The 13,202-nt window shown below is 56.1% G+C and carries 17 protein-coding genes and 1 tRNA gene; 6 read left to right on the top strand and 12 right to left on the bottom strand.

The genetic code is table 11. The features are described 5' to 3' along the window. The first annotated feature begins 180 nt into the window (after positions 1-180). From AAEZ06_RS23405 to AAEZ06_RS23395, 3 genes are all read left to right on the top strand, one after another. Positions 181-468, top strand: a complete 288-nt coding sequence (locus AAEZ06_RS23405; RefSeq protein WP_149414758.1) for a type II toxin-antitoxin system Phd/YefM family antitoxin — start codon at positions 181-183, stop codon at positions 466-468. Next, the gene (locus tag AAEZ06_RS23400; protein WP_350616458.1) at positions 458-745 is read left to right on the top strand and encodes a type II toxin-antitoxin system RelE family toxin; all 288 of its coding nucleotides are present in this window, start codon (positions 458-460) and stop codon (positions 743-745) included. Before AAEZ06_RS23405 ends, AAEZ06_RS23400 begins: the two co-directional genes overlap by 11 nt. 130 nt (positions 746-875) lie before the next feature. Next, on the top strand, positions 876-1,274 hold the full coding sequence (locus tag AAEZ06_RS23395; protein ID WP_149414760.1) for a DUF488 domain-containing protein: 399 nt from the start codon (positions 876-878) through the stop codon (positions 1,272-1,274). A 964-nt stretch (positions 1,275-2,238) separates the two neighbouring features. Here AAEZ06_RS23395 and AAEZ06_RS23390 read toward each other — a convergent pair. The 9 genes from AAEZ06_RS23390 to thrS all read right to left on the bottom strand — a co-directional run bounded on the left by AAEZ06_RS23390 (position 2,239) and on the right by thrS (position 9,694). After that, a tRNA-Pro gene (locus AAEZ06_RS23390) sits at positions 2,239-2,315 on the bottom strand. A gap of 90 nt (positions 2,316-2,405) precedes the next feature. Then, complete coding sequence (locus AAEZ06_RS23385; protein WP_149414761.1) at positions 2,406-2,762, bottom strand: MerR family transcriptional regulator; 357 nt, start codon at positions 2,760-2,762, stop codon at positions 2,406-2,408. Further along, positions 2,743-3,045: an integration host factor subunit alpha gene (ihfA, locus tag AAEZ06_RS23380; RefSeq protein WP_002553164.1), complete on the bottom strand. Its 303-nt coding sequence runs from the start codon at positions 3,043-3,045 to the stop codon at positions 2,743-2,745. Before ihfA ends, AAEZ06_RS23385 begins: the two co-directional genes overlap by 20 nt. A gap of 3 nt (positions 3,046-3,048) precedes the next feature. Next, complete coding sequence (gene pheT, locus AAEZ06_RS23375; protein ID WP_350616455.1) at positions 3,049-5,427, bottom strand: phenylalanine--tRNA ligase subunit beta; 2,379 nt, start codon at positions 5,425-5,427, stop codon at positions 3,049-3,051. A gap of 26 nt (positions 5,428-5,453) precedes the next feature. Continuing rightward, the gene (gene pheS, locus AAEZ06_RS23370; RefSeq protein ID WP_133102918.1) at positions 5,454-6,470 is read right to left on the bottom strand and encodes a phenylalanine--tRNA ligase subunit alpha; all 1,017 of its coding nucleotides are present in this window, start codon (positions 6,468-6,470) and stop codon (positions 5,454-5,456) included. A 109-nt stretch (positions 6,471-6,579) separates the two neighbouring features. Further along, positions 6,580-6,936, bottom strand: coding sequence for a 50S ribosomal protein L20 (gene rplT / locus AAEZ06_RS23365; RefSeq protein WP_133102919.1), 357 nt, complete (start codon positions 6,934-6,936; stop codon positions 6,580-6,582). Between the two features lie 29 nt (positions 6,937-6,965). After that, positions 6,966-7,160 (bottom strand): 50S ribosomal protein L35, encoded by a 195-nt coding sequence (gene rpmI, locus AAEZ06_RS23360; RefSeq protein ID WP_003442181.1) that lies wholly within the window; start codon positions 7,158-7,160, stop codon positions 6,966-6,968. A gap of 60 nt (positions 7,161-7,220) precedes the next feature. After that, the gene (gene infC / locus AAEZ06_RS23355) at positions 7,221-7,772 is read right to left on the bottom strand and encodes a translation initiation factor IF-3 (RefSeq protein WP_172668659.1); all 552 of its coding nucleotides are present in this window, start codon (positions 7,770-7,772) and stop codon (positions 7,221-7,223) included. Beyond that, positions 7,772-9,694: a threonine--tRNA ligase gene (gene thrS, locus AAEZ06_RS23350; protein ID WP_149414763.1), complete on the bottom strand. Its 1,923-nt coding sequence runs from the start codon at positions 9,692-9,694 to the stop codon at positions 7,772-7,774. Before thrS ends, infC begins: the two co-directional genes overlap by 1 nt. Before the next feature lie 370 nt (positions 9,695-10,064). On the opposite strand from thrS, the gene AAEZ06_RS23345 reads away from it, so the two are divergent. Together AAEZ06_RS23345 and AAEZ06_RS23340 are read left to right on the top strand one after the other, a co-directional pair. Beyond that, on the top strand, positions 10,065-10,397 hold the full coding sequence (locus AAEZ06_RS23345; RefSeq protein ID WP_149414764.1) for a hypothetical protein: 333 nt from the start codon (positions 10,065-10,067) through the stop codon (positions 10,395-10,397). 289 nt (positions 10,398-10,686) lie between these two features. Then, positions 10,687-10,899 (top strand): cold-shock protein, encoded by a 213-nt coding sequence (locus tag AAEZ06_RS23340; RefSeq protein WP_133102922.1) that lies wholly within the window; start codon positions 10,687-10,689, stop codon positions 10,897-10,899. A 73-nt stretch (positions 10,900-10,972) separates the two neighbouring features. On the opposite strand, the gene AAEZ06_RS23335 is transcribed toward AAEZ06_RS23340, so the two are convergent. Together AAEZ06_RS23335 and AAEZ06_RS23330 are read right to left on the bottom strand one after the other, a co-directional pair. Then, positions 10,973-11,293 carry an I78 family peptidase inhibitor gene (locus AAEZ06_RS23335; protein WP_149414765.1) on the bottom strand — a complete coding sequence of 107 codons (321 nt, stop codon included), beginning with the start codon at positions 11,291-11,293 and terminating at the stop codon, positions 10,973-10,975. 166 nt (positions 11,294-11,459) lie between these two features. Beyond that, complete coding sequence (locus tag AAEZ06_RS23330) at positions 11,460-11,765, bottom strand: hypothetical protein (protein WP_149414766.1); 306 nt, start codon at positions 11,763-11,765, stop codon at positions 11,460-11,462. 146 nt (positions 11,766-11,911) lie between these two features. Here AAEZ06_RS23330 and AAEZ06_RS23325 point away from each other — a divergent pair, with 146 nt between their 5' ends. After that, on the top strand, positions 11,912-12,124 hold the full coding sequence (locus AAEZ06_RS23325; protein WP_133102925.1) for a hypothetical protein: 213 nt from the start codon (positions 11,912-11,914) through the stop codon (positions 12,122-12,124). A gap of 33 nt (positions 12,125-12,157) precedes the next feature. Here the strand turns inward: AAEZ06_RS23325 and AAEZ06_RS23320 are convergent, their stop codons facing one another. Further along, a complete protein-coding gene (locus AAEZ06_RS23320; protein ID WP_350616450.1) occupies positions 12,158-13,186 on the bottom strand; it encodes a nucleoside hydrolase in 1,029 nt (342 codons plus the stop codon). Positions 13,187-13,202 lie beyond the last annotated feature (16 nt).

Here is a 13,202-nt window from a genome sequence, read left to right as displayed (position 1 = left end):
GACATTGCCTCTCGAGATGAACTGATCGCCCTCCTCCCGTCATCCTGAAACGAAAAGATCTGGCGCCAGATCTAGCACTATCAGTGCATTGACTGGACCTGAACATGGAGCTGAGATTCTGCCCCCTTGCCTGCATGGAAATAAAAGACCAAAATAAAGACCTATATAGGAGTCTTATCCATGCAAAATATTCTGGCTGATGTGGCCGTCAGCGTATCCGAGCTCAAAAAGAACCCGTCGGCGGTCCTGAGCGGCGCCAATGGCTCGGCCGTGGCCGTACTGAACCACAACCGCGTCATGGGCTACATGGTCCCAGCTGATATCTACGAGGCGATGGTTGAGCGCCTGGACGACTTGGAGCTGGGACAAGTAGCCAAGGCCCGACTCGACGCCAAGGAAGCACCTATCCGCGTATCGCTCGACGACCTCATTGGCGAGGCCGAGGCCGATATCGCTAATGGCCACTGAGTTCAGCGTTGAGTGGGACCCAAAAGCGCTGAAGGAGCTTCGAAAGCTCGACGGCGCCATCCGCCTCCAGTTCCTGCGAAAGCTACAGGAGCGACAGAGCGGTCCACGCGTGCCAGGCGATGCCCTTCACGGCCTGAAGGACTGCTACAAGATCAAATTGCGCGGGGTTGGGTATCGGCTGGTGTACCGCGTAGAGGACGAGCGAATCGTGATCCTGGTGCTGGCCATCGGTAAGCGCGAGCGCAGCTCGGTGTATGAGCAGGCAGGGAAGCGGTAGAGCAGACAAAGAAAAGCCCGCGATGGGGAAGGCGGGCTTAAAGGGTCTTCACAAGGAGCTGGGATAGCCGAAAGGGGAGGTATCGATCGTCTATGATTTCACGAGACAGGCCTGTGAGAGAGGTAACGCATTGATTCAATGCAAGCGCGCCTACAGCCCCGCAGACGCCAACGATGGTTATCGGGTGCTGGTTGATCGTCTGTGGCCGCGCAACTGTCGTAAGGAGCAGTTGCCGCTGGATGAATGGCTGCGCGATGTCGCGCCCTCAAACGAACTGCGGCGAGCGTTCAAACACGCCGAATTTGGCTTCGAGACCTTTCGTACCCGCTATCAGCAAGAGCTGACTGCCCGGCCAGAACATTGGTGGAAACTGCTTGATAGGGCCCGAACCGGTACGCTCACACTGATTTACTCGGCCAAAGACGAGCAACATAACAATGCCCAGGTCCTGGCGCAGTGGCTGGAAGACGAACTTGATCGGGGCGGAAGCCCAAGCTCCCCGGTGTGTTATGCAGGGGATCTTAATTAGGCTCGCTCATAGGTAGGCTCTCCGCGAGAGCGAAGTGGTGTGCTATTCACGCCTGAGACCGGCACTATCACTAATGTGCACTTGGCCTTGGATGGCAGAGAGCCACTTTACGCTACGTCGGAACGAAGTCGCCACCACTGAGGAGGTTGATCATGACAGGTGCCAGACTGGAATGAGGAGCGTGTAACAAGGATCTTAACGTCGCGGAGTGACCAATAAGCACAAGACACGTCACCTGTTGCAGCATGCGCTACCTGCACCATGCGATCGACGGCGATCATTCCGGGCGTACCTGCCAATTTCAAATGGGGCGTCACACCGGAAACCACCCAGTGCCATACTGGATGAGTCAGGATGCCCGTTCACACTCGCTCGTATACCGCGTGCAAGCGGGGGCAAATATGGGGGCAGCCCCAATCGTTTTCAGCCTAAAATCGTTGATCTAGAGCCCTGTTCAGATGTTCTTTGGAGAAAACGAGCTTGACTGTATTTACAGGCATCGGATTCACCAAGCTTTCCGGCGCCGCAATCACGTAAGCATGGCATCCATAACTTTATCAATCAGGTTAATGCGCGTGATCGGCCCCGAGCTTCCATCACCAGGAAGTTCATAGTCCCCATCGACACGAACCTCCGTCGCGGGAAGCATGTGATATCCGATGACTCTACCGGAGTCTGAGCGACGTCCGGATCACCTCACCAGCAACAGAGAGCTCCGCGCTACCTATAGTCATAGCCCGAAGCTTGCCTCGCGGAATGTCCAGATCGGTAACCCACTGACGAACGTCTTCGCATCTTTAGATTCTTGCATTGGTAGGGGGCGACTAGAAGACACGAAACTTGAACGCCTCTCAGATGGTATAGCTACCGAGATCCAAGATATCCGTGGGAGTAAATGTGGGAGTAATTTTCCAAACATGAAAAAGCCGAACTTATAAGAGTTCGGCTAAGTCATTGAAAAATATGGTCGGGACGGAGTGATTCGAACACTCGACCCCTAGCACCCCATGCTAGTGCGCTACCGGACTGCGCTACGCCCCGACTAGGCGTGAAACTGGGTTCGCTTCGCAACGAAGCGGTCAGGAATATACCGCAAGCTTTTGAAATGTGGAAGTATTTTAAAAGCCGGAGTTATTTCTTCAAAACCACCAGCACATCTTCGAGTTCGGAGATCATCTGGCGGATCATTTGCTTGTATTGGGTGGTGTCGTCTTTGGCTTCATCACCGGACATACGCTGGCGCGCGCCGTTGATGGTGAACCCCTGGTCGTAAAGCAACGCGCGGATCTGTCGGATCATCAGCACATCCTGGCGCTGATAATACCGACGGTTCCCGGTGCGTTTGACGGGGTTGAGTTGAGGAAACTCCTGCTCCCAATAGCGCAGCACGTGGGGTTTAACCGCACAGAGCTCGCTGACTTCACCAATGGTGAAGTAGCGTTTGCCTGGGATGACGGGTAGTTCGTCGTTATGACTTGGTTCCAGCATAAGCCTCAACTCGGGCCTTCAACTTCTGCCCTGGACGAAAGGTGACCACACGGCGAGCCGTGATCGGGATTTCTTCTCCCGTTTTTGGATTGCGGCCAGGCCGCTGGCGTTTGTCCCGCAGGTCAAAATTGCCGAAACCGGACAATTTGACCTGTTCGTTGTCTTCTAGAGCGTGCCTGATTTCTTCAAAAAACAGCTCGACCAATTCCTTGGCCTCGCGCTTGTTCAGGCCCAGTTCTTCATACAGACGTTCCGCCATCTCAGCTTTCGTCAAAGCCCCCATACGTCACTTCCTTAACGTGGCGTTCAACCTTTGTTCGAGCGAGGTGAGGATATTTTGCGTCGTGGTATTCACCTCATCGTCATTAAGAGTGCGCGATGGATGCTGCCAGGTCAAGCCAACTGCAAGGCTTTTTCTATGCGGATCAATGCCTTTACCCTGATAAACGTCAAATAACCTGAGGTCTGTCAGCCATTCCCCTGCATTTTCACGGATTACCTCCAGAACGGCGCTGGCGGACACCTCACGATCGGCTACCAAGGCCAGGTCACGGCGCACTTCAGGGAAACGCGACAACTCGCCGAATTTAGGCATCTTGCCCGACGCTACTTCGGCCAGTACCATCTCGAAAACGAAGACCGGACGGTCAAGACCGAGGGTTTTCGACAATTCGGGGTGGATGGCGCCAACGAAGCCTACCAGACGACCTTCACGCTCGATGCGCGCGGTCTGGCCCGGGTGCAACGCCGGGTGACTGCCAGGGACAAAAGTGAACGCGCCAAGCGCACCGGCAAAGCCCAACACCGCTTCCACGTCAGCCTTGACGTCGAAGAAGTCCACCGCATCGCGACCCTGTGCCCAGCCTTCCGGCAGACGGCTGCCGCAGACTACGCCAGCCAGCATCGGCTCTTGCTTCAAACCTTCCAGCTGACCGACGAAACGCAGGCCGCTTTCGAACATCCGTACACGATCCTGCTGACGGTTCAGGTTGTAGGACAGTGCCTTTACCAGACCTGGCCACAAGGACGAACGCATGGCAGCCATGTCGTTGGAGATCGGGTTAGCCAGCAGCAGCGGCTCAACACCCGGATTGAACAGTTCGAACTGTTTCGGGTCGATGAAGCTGTACGTCACGGCTTCCTGATAACCACGGGCCACCAGCAGGCGACGCAGCTCGGGCAGATGGGCACGGGCTTCGGGCTTGGCTTGTGGGGCCAAGCGCGCTTGCGGGTAACGAACCGGTAGACGGTTGTAGCCGTACAGGCGGGCCAGTTCTTCGATCAGGTCGACTTCGAGGCTGATATCGAAGCGATGGCTTGGCACTTCTACGCGCCACTGCCCTGCTCCGTCAGCAGAAATACCCAAGCCCAAGGCCGACAGCAGACGCACGATTTCAGCGTCTTCAATAACCAAACCCAGCATTTGTTCAACACGCTGCGCACGCAAGGTGATCGGCGCAACCGATGGCAGATGCTGCTCGCTGACGGTTTCGGTGATCGGGCCAGCTTCGCCACCGGTGATTTCCAGCAGCAGGCCAGTGGCGCGCTCCATGGCTTCACGGGCCAGTTGCCAGTCCACGCCACGCTCGTAGCGGTGCGAAGCATCGGTGTGCAGACCATAGGAGCGGGCCTGGCCGGCAACGGCGATCTGGTCGAAGAACGCGCTCTCTAGAAATACGTCACGAGTGGTCGCAGAAACGCCACTGTGCTCGCCACCCATCACGCCGGCAATAGCCAGGGCGCGGGAGTGGTCAGCGATCACCAGGGTGTCGCTACGCAGGGTGACGTCCTGGCCGTCGAGCAATACCAGTTTCTCGCCTTCCTCGGCCATGCGTACGCGGATGCCGCCATTGATTTCGGCGAGATCGAATGCGTGCAGCGGTTGGCCCAGCTCCAACATCACGTAGTTGGTGATGTCGACAGCCGCGTCGATGCTGCGTACGTCGGCACGGCGCAGACGCTCAACCATCCACAGCGGTGTTGGCTTGGACAGATCGACATTGCGGATGACGCGCCCCAAATAACGTGGGCAAGCAGCAGGCACCAGCACTTCGACTGGACGGACTTCGTCATGCACTGCAGGTACTACTGCAACGACCGGACGGGTAACAGCAGCGGCATACAGAGCACCGACTTCGCGGGCCAGACCAGCCAAGGACAAGCAGTCGCCACGGTTCGGGGTCAGGTCGACATCGATGCTGGCATCTTCCAGTTCCAGGTAGGCGCGGATGTCCTGGCCCACGGGTGCGTCGGCCGGCAGCTCCATCAAGCCGTCGTTGCCTTCACCAACCTGAAGCTCGGCCTGGGAGCACAGCATGCCGTTGGACTCAACGCCCCGCAGCTTGGCTTTCTTGATTTTGAAGTCGCCCGGCAGTTCGGCACCGATCATGGCGAACGGGATCTTCAGGCCCGGACGCACGTTCGGCGCTCCGCACACGACCTGGAAGGTTTGCGTGCCATTACTGACCTGGCACACACGCAACTTGTCAGCATCAGGGTGTTGCTCGGTGCTCAGCACCTCGCCCACTACCACGCCACTGAAAACACCGGCGGCCGGCGTAACGCTATCGACCTCAAGACCGGCCATCGACAGACGGGCAACCAGCTCGTCGCGATCTACCTGCGGGCTTACCCAGCCGCGCAGCCATTGTTCACTGAATTTCATCCTGCTCTCCTAAAGGTTCGTTACGACTAGCGAAATTGCGCGAGGAACCGCAAGTCGTTGTCGAAGAACAGACGCAAGTCGTTCACGCCGTAACGCAGCATGGCCAGACGCTCAACGCCCATGCCGAAGGCAAAGCCCGAGAACTCTTCCGGGTCGATCCCGGACATGCGCAGCACGTTGGGGTGAACCATGCCGCAGCCCATGACTTCCAGCCAGCCGGTCTGCTTGCAGACACGGCAGCCTTTACCGCTGCACATCACGCATTCCATGTCGACTTCAGCGGATGGCTCGGTGAACGGGAAGTACGAAGGTCGGAAACGCACCGCCAGTTCTTTTTCGAAGAACACTCGCAGGAACTCTTCGATGGTGCCTTTCAGGTCGGCGAAATTGATGTCGCGATCGACCAGCAGGCCTTCGACCTGGTGGAACATCGGCGAGTGGGTGATATCGGAGTCGCTACGGTACACACGGCCTGGACAGACGATGCGGATCGGCGGCTGCTGCGACTCCATGGTGCGGACCTGTACCGGCGAGGTATGGGTGCGCAACAGCATGTTCGCATTGAAATAGAAGGTGTCATGCATCGAACGGGCCGGGTGATGGCCTGGGATGTTGAGCGCCTCGAAGTTGTGATAATCGTCTTCGACCTCAGGGCCTTCGGCGATGCCGTAGCCGATGTGGGTGAAAAACTGCTCAATACGTTCCAGAGTCCGGGTAATCGGATGCAGACCGCCTGAGGTCTGGCCACGGCCCGGCAGGGTCACGTCAATGGACTCGGCGGCGAGCTTGGCCGCTAGATCGGCCCCCTCAAACAACGCCTTGCGCGCATTAAGAACCTCTGTGACACGCTCCTTGGCAACGTTGATCTGCGCACCGACTTGCGGGCGCTCTTCTGCCGGCAAATTCCCCAGGGTCTTCATCACCTGAGTCAATTCACCCTTTTTGCCAAGGTACTGAACCCGGATTTGCTCCAGGGCATTGATATCTTCAGCGCTTTGCACAGCCTCTAGTGCTTGAGAGACCAGCGCATCCAGGTTTTCCATGTACAGACTCCAGATACAAAATAGGGGAAGAGCTTGAAGGCTCTTCCCCTATTTAAGACGTTTAACACCTTGGGCCACGGAAGCGACCCAAGGTGACTGTCGGGGGTACTTAAGCCAAGGTGGCTTTAGCTTTCTCGACAATCGCAGCAAACGCCGCTTTTTCGTTCACTGCCAGATCAGCCAGAACCTTACGGTCGATCTCGATGGACGCTTTCTTCAGGCCAGCAATGAAACGGCTGTAGGACAGACCGTTAACACGAGCACCAGCGTTGATACGAGCGATCCACAGAGCGCGGAACTGACGTTTCTTCTGACGACGGTCACGGTAGGCGTATTGGCCAGCCTTGATTACCGCTTGCTTGGCGACACGGAATACGCGTGAACGCGCACCATAGTAGCCTTTAGCAAGTTTCAGAATTTTTTTGTGACGCTTACGGGCAACGACGCCACGCTTTACACGAGCCATGAGTTACTTCCTCTATTCTTAACCAAAAATTAGCAAAGGCGCAGCATGCGCTTGACTTTTGCGACGTCAGACGGATGCAGCAAGCTGCTACCGCGCAGTTGACGCTTACGCTTGGTCGACATTTTGGTCAGGATGTGGCTCTTGAAAGCGTGTTTGTGCTTGATACCGTTAGCAGTTTTCAGAAACCGCTTAGCAGCACCACTTTTAGTTTTCATCTTTGGCATGTTCGGATACTCCGCATTCAGTTGATAAATATAATCAGAAGGCCTGCCGTGCCCTATTGATTACTTCTTCTTTTTCGGGGCGATGACCATAATAAGCTGGCGTCCTTCCATCTTAGGATGCTGTTCGACCGAACCGTACTCAAGCAAGTCACCTTCAACTCGCTTGAGGAGTTCCATCCCCAGCTCCTGGTGGGCCATCTCACGGCCGCGGAATCGCAAGGATACCTTGGCCCTGTCCCCATCACTCAGGAAACGTACCAGGTTGCGCAGTTTTACCTGGTAATCCCCTTCCTCCGTCCCTGGACGAAACTTGATTTCTTTAACCTGAATCTGCTTCTGGTTTTTCTTGGCTGCGGCAACCTGCTTCTTCTTCTCGAAGATCGATTTACCGTAGTCCATCAGCTTGCAAACAGGGGGTACTGCATCGGCGGAAATTTCCACCAAATCCAGTTTGGCTTCTTCAGCCTTAAGAAGCGCGTCTTCAATTGACACAATCCCAAGCTGCTCACCCTCAGCCCCAATTAACCGAACCTCGCGTGCCGAGATATTCTCGTTGATCGGGGCTTTCGGTGCAGCTCGTTTATCTTGTCTCATTTCACGCTTAATAATAATTACTCCGAATCTGGGCGACCACGCCGGGAAACCGCTTGCGCGAGAAACTCAGCGAACTGGGCGACGGGCATCGAGCCCAGGTCAGCACCTTCACGAGTACGCACAGCGACAGTCTGCATCTCGACTTCCCGATCTCCAATAACCAAGAGATAAGGAACCTTGAGCAAAGTATGCTCGCGGATTTTAAAGCCGATCTTTTCATTTCTCAAGTCAGACTTGGCACGAAATCCGCTTTCATTGAGAGTTTTTTCAACTTCAGCAGCAAATTCTGCCTGTTTATCAGTGATATTCATGATCACTGCCTGGGTCGGAGCCAGCCACGCAGGGAACGCACCCTCGTAGTGCTCGATCAGGATTCCAACGAAACGTTCGAAGGACCCAAGGATCGCCCGGTGCAACATGACCGGGTGCTTGCGACTGTTGTCTTCGGAGACGTATTCGGCTCCCAGACGGATAGGCAGGTTAAAATCGAGCTGCAAAGTACCACATTGCCAGACACGACCAAGACAATCTTTCAGTGAGAACTCGATTTTCGGGCCGTAGAAGGCACCCTCGCCCGGCTGCAGATCGTACGCAAGGCCCGCGCTATCAAGGGCTGCGGCCAGTGCAGCTTCGGCGCGATCCCACAGTTCGTCGGAACCGACGCGTTTTTCCGGACGAGTGGACAGCTTCATTTCGACTTCGGTAAAGCCGAAGTCGCGGTAGACGTCCATGGTCAGCTTGATAAACGCAGCGGATTCGGCCTGCATCTGCTCTTCGGTGCAGAAGATGTGGGCGTCGTCCTGAGTGAACGCACGCACGCGCATGATGCCGTGCAACGCACCCGACGGCTCATTGCGGTGGCAGGCACCGAACTCGGCCAGACGCATCGGCAATTCGCGGTAGCTCTTCAGGCCCTGGTTGAACACCTGTACGTGGCACGGGCAGTTCATCGGCTTGATGGCGTAGTCACGGTTTTCCGACTGGGTCGTGAACATGTTGTCAGCGTAGTTGGCCCAGTGCCCGGATTTTTCCCACAGGCTGCGGTCAACGACCTGAGGCGTCTTGATCTCCAGGTAACCGTTGTCGCGCTGAATCTTGCGCATGTACTGCTCAAGCACCTGGTACAAGGTCCAGCCGTTCGGGTGCCAGAACACCATGCCTGGCGACTCTTCCTGGACGTGGAACAAGCCCAGGCGCTTGCCGATCTTGCGATGGTCGCGTTTCTCGGCTTCTTCTATGCGCTGGATGTAGGCAGCCAGCTGCTTCTTGTCAGCCCAGGCAGTACCGTAGATCCGCTGCAGTTGCTCGTTCTTCGCATCGCCGCGCCAGTAGGCACCGGAGAGCTTGGTCAGCTTGAAGGACTTGAGGAAGCGCGTGTTCGGCACGTGCGGACCACGGCACATGTCGACGTATTCTTCGTGGTAATACAGGCCCATGGCCTGTTCGTCCGGCATGTCCTCGACTAGACGCAGCTTGTAGTCTTCGCCGCGAGCAGTGAACACGTCGATCACTTCGGCGCGCGGAGTGACTTTCTTGATGACGTCGTAATCTTTCTCGATCAGCGCGTGCATACGCTGCTCGATAGCCGCCAGGTCGTCCGGAGTGAAAGGACGCTCGTAGGCGATGTCGTAATAGAAGCCTTCGTCGATGACCGGGCCGATCACCATTTTCGCCGTTGGGTACAGCTGCTTGACCGCATGGCCAATCAGGTGCGCGCAAGAGTGGCGAATGATCTCCAGCCCCTCTTGATCCTTGGGAGTGATGATTTGCAGGCTGACATCGCCGGTGATCAGGTCACTGGCGTCAACCAGCTTGCCGTCGACCTTGCCGGCCACGGTGGCCTTGGCCAGGCCCGCACCAATGGATGCGGCGACCTCGGCTACGGAAACCGAATGATCGAATGAACGTTGACTGCCGTCGGGAAGAGTAATAGTTGGCATGGCGCCTCCTCTCCTAGTGGTGACCCCTACCAAAGGTCACGTGGGTTGGGATGAGCCAGTACAAGATCCAACTCCAGCCATTCAATGACGAACGCCTGCCTTACAGCGGCAGGAGCCTTGCGGCCAACCGGAAAATCGAATCAGAGTGACTGGAGTTAAACAAAAGGAACATGGCAAGGCGACAAATGGCACGCCCGAAAATAGCCAAGCTGAAGATGCTAGCACAGATGAACGGTCGCCGCGGCAGCCCTTGGCCGCTGAAAGGCAAATTCCGGGCTTTTGGACGCCAGAGTGAACTTGGGCTGTACGGAAGGCCTCAAAGACACTGAGAATCGTCACCCGTTCTACGACCTCCAGGGAGCATCCCACTATGCGTCTTAAACAGTTTTTCGCCTTTGCCATTCCTTTTGCCCTGTTGCTGCCACTGGGCGCACAAGCTGCCGCACCCAGCAACTGGCCCGCAGGTCAACGAGACAACTTCATCAAAGACTGTTCGGCAGGAGCCAGGCAGAACATCAAAGCAAAAAACGAAAAAGAAAGGGACACCATTGCAAAACAGCACTGTGAGTGCGGTGCAGACAAAATCAATGCCGAACTCAGCTCCGATGAGATCAATCAACTCATGACCAATCGGGATGCAAAAGTTGAGCTTCAGAACAAAGCGATCGCTGCAATTTCCTCGTGCAAGGTGGTTCAGAAGTAATACAGACACTGAAACAGAGCCGCTTTTAGACCAAAAAACACCCTTAAAGCTGCCTTTTCTCACAATTTACACAGCTTTTACGGCTTTTTTTAACAACTGACATTTCGCGCAAAAGCCCCGTAAACCGGGGCTTTCAGCCGCCAAGATCACCAAATTCAACGTTATTGATTTGCAAACAATGCCTTGGGGGGGCTCCCAAGCCGAACATTTCGACTATGATAGCTCGGTGTGCCCAGTTGGCCTGAGCAGCACAGCACTACTGAAAATATATGTTTCTTGGAGATACACCATGTCTAATCGCCAATCCGGCACCGTTAAATGGTTCAACGATGAAAAAGGCTTCGGCTTCATCACTCCTCAAGGTGGCGGTGACGACCTGTTCGTACACTTCAAAGCTATCGAAAGCGACGGTTTCAAAAGCCTGAAAGAAGGCCAAGCCGTTTCCTTCGTGGCTGCGAAAGGCCAAAAAGGTATGCAAGCTGAGCAAGTTCGCGCAGAGTAATTTCTGAGCAGAACTAAAAAAACCCCGTCCATGTGACGGGGTTTTTTATGGGCGCTGCAAAAGCCTGGATCGCTCAGCCACAATTGACGCGATTGATCACCAGGTTGTCATCCGTGTTGAGATTCAAGCGGTCGGAGCGGTACTCCAGGGTAACCATGTCGTTAGGCTTGAGAATCCGCGCGTTCTGCGCACCGGCACGAGTACGGGCCTGCTCCAGCAATTCGGGCGAGGCTTTCTTGCCGATCGCGAACTCGGCAGCCTTCGACTCACAGCGGCTATGACCGGCGTTGGTCACGGCTGTGTCTTTGGCCGGCTCAGAGATACCAGGGGTGCTGCAGCCGGCCAACAGGGCTGCTGCCAACAAGGTACCGAATGATGCGAGCTTCCAAGGCATGAAGCCTCCTTTGATAAAAAATAGACAGAGATCGTGCGACAGCTATTTGGTTGATTGGTTTCAAGAGGTGAGCGCTGCGCAACCTCCAGACTGTCGTCACGGGCAAGTCTGCCTGACTCGCCGCCTGTGATCGCCGAATCAATCGTCACCAGATATGAACGAGCACTCAGTAGATATCGATGTAATCAAACGGTGGAGTTGGCCAGTTCTGTTTCAGCGCGTTGAAAATCTGCGTTACCCAGACTGCGTCGCTGGCCGCCACATTGCCGACATAGCCGGAACCGGCCGCCCAAGTCTCCAGACGAAACAGCAAGCCGTCGATATCGACACCGCCCACCACCCCTGAAGAGATGTAGGCAATACCGGCCCTGGTGACCCGCAATTGGGTGTGCACGTCGTCGCTGGCGGACGCCAACAGCTGGCGAACAGCTTCCAGCGTGAGGTTCTCGGAGTTGTTCAAATCGATCTGCACGCGGTTTGCCCTGGCAATTAAACAGGTCGCCAGTGTCGCACAGCCCTCCCCTCATGCCTAAGTAGCAGTGCCAAACGTCGCGCAAAATGGTTAACTCGCCAGGCTAGAGAACGCACTGCCCAGCCTTTCAAACTCGTGAGACACCCATGACCACCGTAACCATCCATGCCGACATCAAAGCCAAGTGGCCTCAAGGGCAAAGCTCATACAGCCCCGGCAGCCCTGAGGAACTGGCAATCATCGGCATAGACCTACTGGTCAAGGAACTGGGAACCCAGGCCGCGCAAGCGTTCATCGGCCAGATATTCGAGAAATACCCGACCGATCACATGGGGGCACAAGACCCCGAACGCGAATAAGACCCGGCCGGCGAACACCGACCGGCAAGCAGTTTACTTCAGACGCGCAAGACGTGCGGTCAGCAGGTCGAAGAAGCCTTGGGCGTCGCCGTTTTCAACCCAGAACACATTCTTTTCCTGCTTGAGGCCGTCGTACCAATCGACGATGGTCTGGCCGAAGGTCGGGCCTTCGCGGCTATCCACCACCATATTGGCTTGGCGCCCGGTGAACAGTTCAGGCTTGAGCAGGTAAGCAATCACGGTGGCGTCATGCACTGGGCCGCCGGGAATGCCGTAGTGTTCCATATCGCCCTTGACGTACTCGTTGAGGATATCGCCGACAACCTTGCTGGCGTTGTTCTTCAAGTCAGCGATTTTCTTCAGGCGCGCTTCGCTGGTGAGAACCTTATGGGTCACGTCCAACGGCAGGTAAGTCAGCTTGACGCCACTTTTGAGCACGATTTCAGCCCCGATAGGATCTGCGAACAGGTTGAATTCGGCCACCGGCGTAATGTTGCCGCCATTGAAGTGTGCGCCACCCATCACGACCACTTCCTTGATGCCCTGAGTGATCTCGGGTGCCTGGGTCAGCGCCAGAGCCAGGTTAGTCTGTGGGCCGAGCATGGCGATGGTGATGCTATGGGGCTTGGCAGTACTCAGTGTTTTGATCAGGTAGTCAACGGCATTACCCTCGGCCAGGCCTTTTTTCGGCTCATGCACGGTGACACCGGAGATGCCTTCCTTACCGTGGATGTTCTCGGCGTAGATCGGCGTGCGCAGCAGCGGTGCCGGTGCGCCAGCGTAGACCGGAATGTCCTCGCGCCCTGCCCACTCACGAGCCAGTCGCGCGTTACGCGAGGTCTTGTCCAGGCGCACGTTGCCGGCCACGGTAGTCAGCGCGCGGATGTTCAGTTCTTCAGGGGAGGCCATGGCAAACAGCAACGCGACCACATCGTCGGCCCCCGGATCAGTGTCGATGATCAGGTCGATTTTTTCCGCCGCCTGGGCGCTTGCAGCAGTTAGCACGGACAAAAGCAGCACACTCCGGAACAGATGTCGCAGGGTTTGGGTACTACGTTGCATGACACACTCCTTGTCG

The organism is Pseudomonas sp. HY7a-MNA-CIBAN-0227 (assembly GCF_040310325.1).
In the GTDB taxonomy this organism is placed as follows: Bacteria; Pseudomonadota; Gammaproteobacteria; order Pseudomonadales; family Pseudomonadaceae; genus Aquipseudomonas.
The sequence above is the reverse complement of the archived record's forward strand: the minus strand, read 5'-3'. Positions and strand labels throughout refer to the sequence as shown.

What these genes read in the sequence shown, in the direction of transcription:
- AAEZ06_RS23405 (WP_149414758.1), top strand. Translation starts at nt 181, where the DNA reads ATGCAAAATATTCTGGCTGATGTGGCCGTCAGCGTATCCGAGCTCAAA.
- AAEZ06_RS23400 (WP_350616458.1), top strand. Translation starts at nt 458, where the DNA reads ATGGCCACTGAGTTCAGCGTTGAGTGGGACCCAAAAGCGCTGAAGGAG.
- AAEZ06_RS23385 (WP_149414761.1), bottom strand. Translation starts at nt 2,762, where the DNA reads ATGCTGGAACCAAGTCATAACGACGAACTACCCGTCATCCCAGGCAAA.
- ihfA (WP_002553164.1), bottom strand. Translation starts at nt 3,045, where the DNA reads ATGGGGGCTTTGACGAAAGCTGAGATGGCGGAACGTCTGTATGAAGAA.
- pheT (WP_350616455.1), bottom strand. Translation starts at nt 5,427, where the DNA reads ATGAAATTCAGTGAACAATGGCTGCGCGGCTGGGTAAGCCCGCAGGTA.
- pheS (WP_133102918.1), bottom strand. Translation starts at nt 6,470, where the DNA reads ATGGAAAACCTGGATGCGCTGGTCTCTCAAGCACTAGAGGCTGTGCAA.
- rplT (WP_133102919.1), bottom strand. Translation starts at nt 6,936, where the DNA reads ATGGCTCGTGTAAAGCGTGGCGTCGTTGCCCGTAAGCGTCACAAAAAA.
- rpmI (WP_003442181.1), bottom strand. Translation starts at nt 7,160, where the DNA reads ATGCCAAAGATGAAAACTAAAAGTGGTGCTGCTAAGCGGTTTCTGAAA.
- thrS (WP_149414763.1), bottom strand. Translation starts at nt 9,694, where the DNA reads ATGCCAACTATTACTCTTCCCGACGGCAGTCAACGTTCATTCGATCAT.
- AAEZ06_RS23345 (WP_149414764.1), top strand. Translation starts at nt 10,065, where the DNA reads ATGCGTCTTAAACAGTTTTTCGCCTTTGCCATTCCTTTTGCCCTGTTG.
- AAEZ06_RS23340 (WP_133102922.1), top strand. Translation starts at nt 10,687, where the DNA reads ATGTCTAATCGCCAATCCGGCACCGTTAAATGGTTCAACGATGAAAAA.
- AAEZ06_RS23335 (WP_149414765.1), bottom strand. Translation starts at nt 11,293, where the DNA reads ATGCCTTGGAAGCTCGCATCATTCGGTACCTTGTTGGCAGCAGCCCTG.
- AAEZ06_RS23325 (WP_133102925.1), top strand. Translation starts at nt 11,912, where the DNA reads ATGACCACCGTAACCATCCATGCCGACATCAAAGCCAAGTGGCCTCAA.
- AAEZ06_RS23320 (WP_350616450.1), bottom strand. Translation starts at nt 13,186, where the DNA reads ATGCAACGTAGTACCCAAACCCTGCGACATCTGTTCCGGAGTGTGCTG.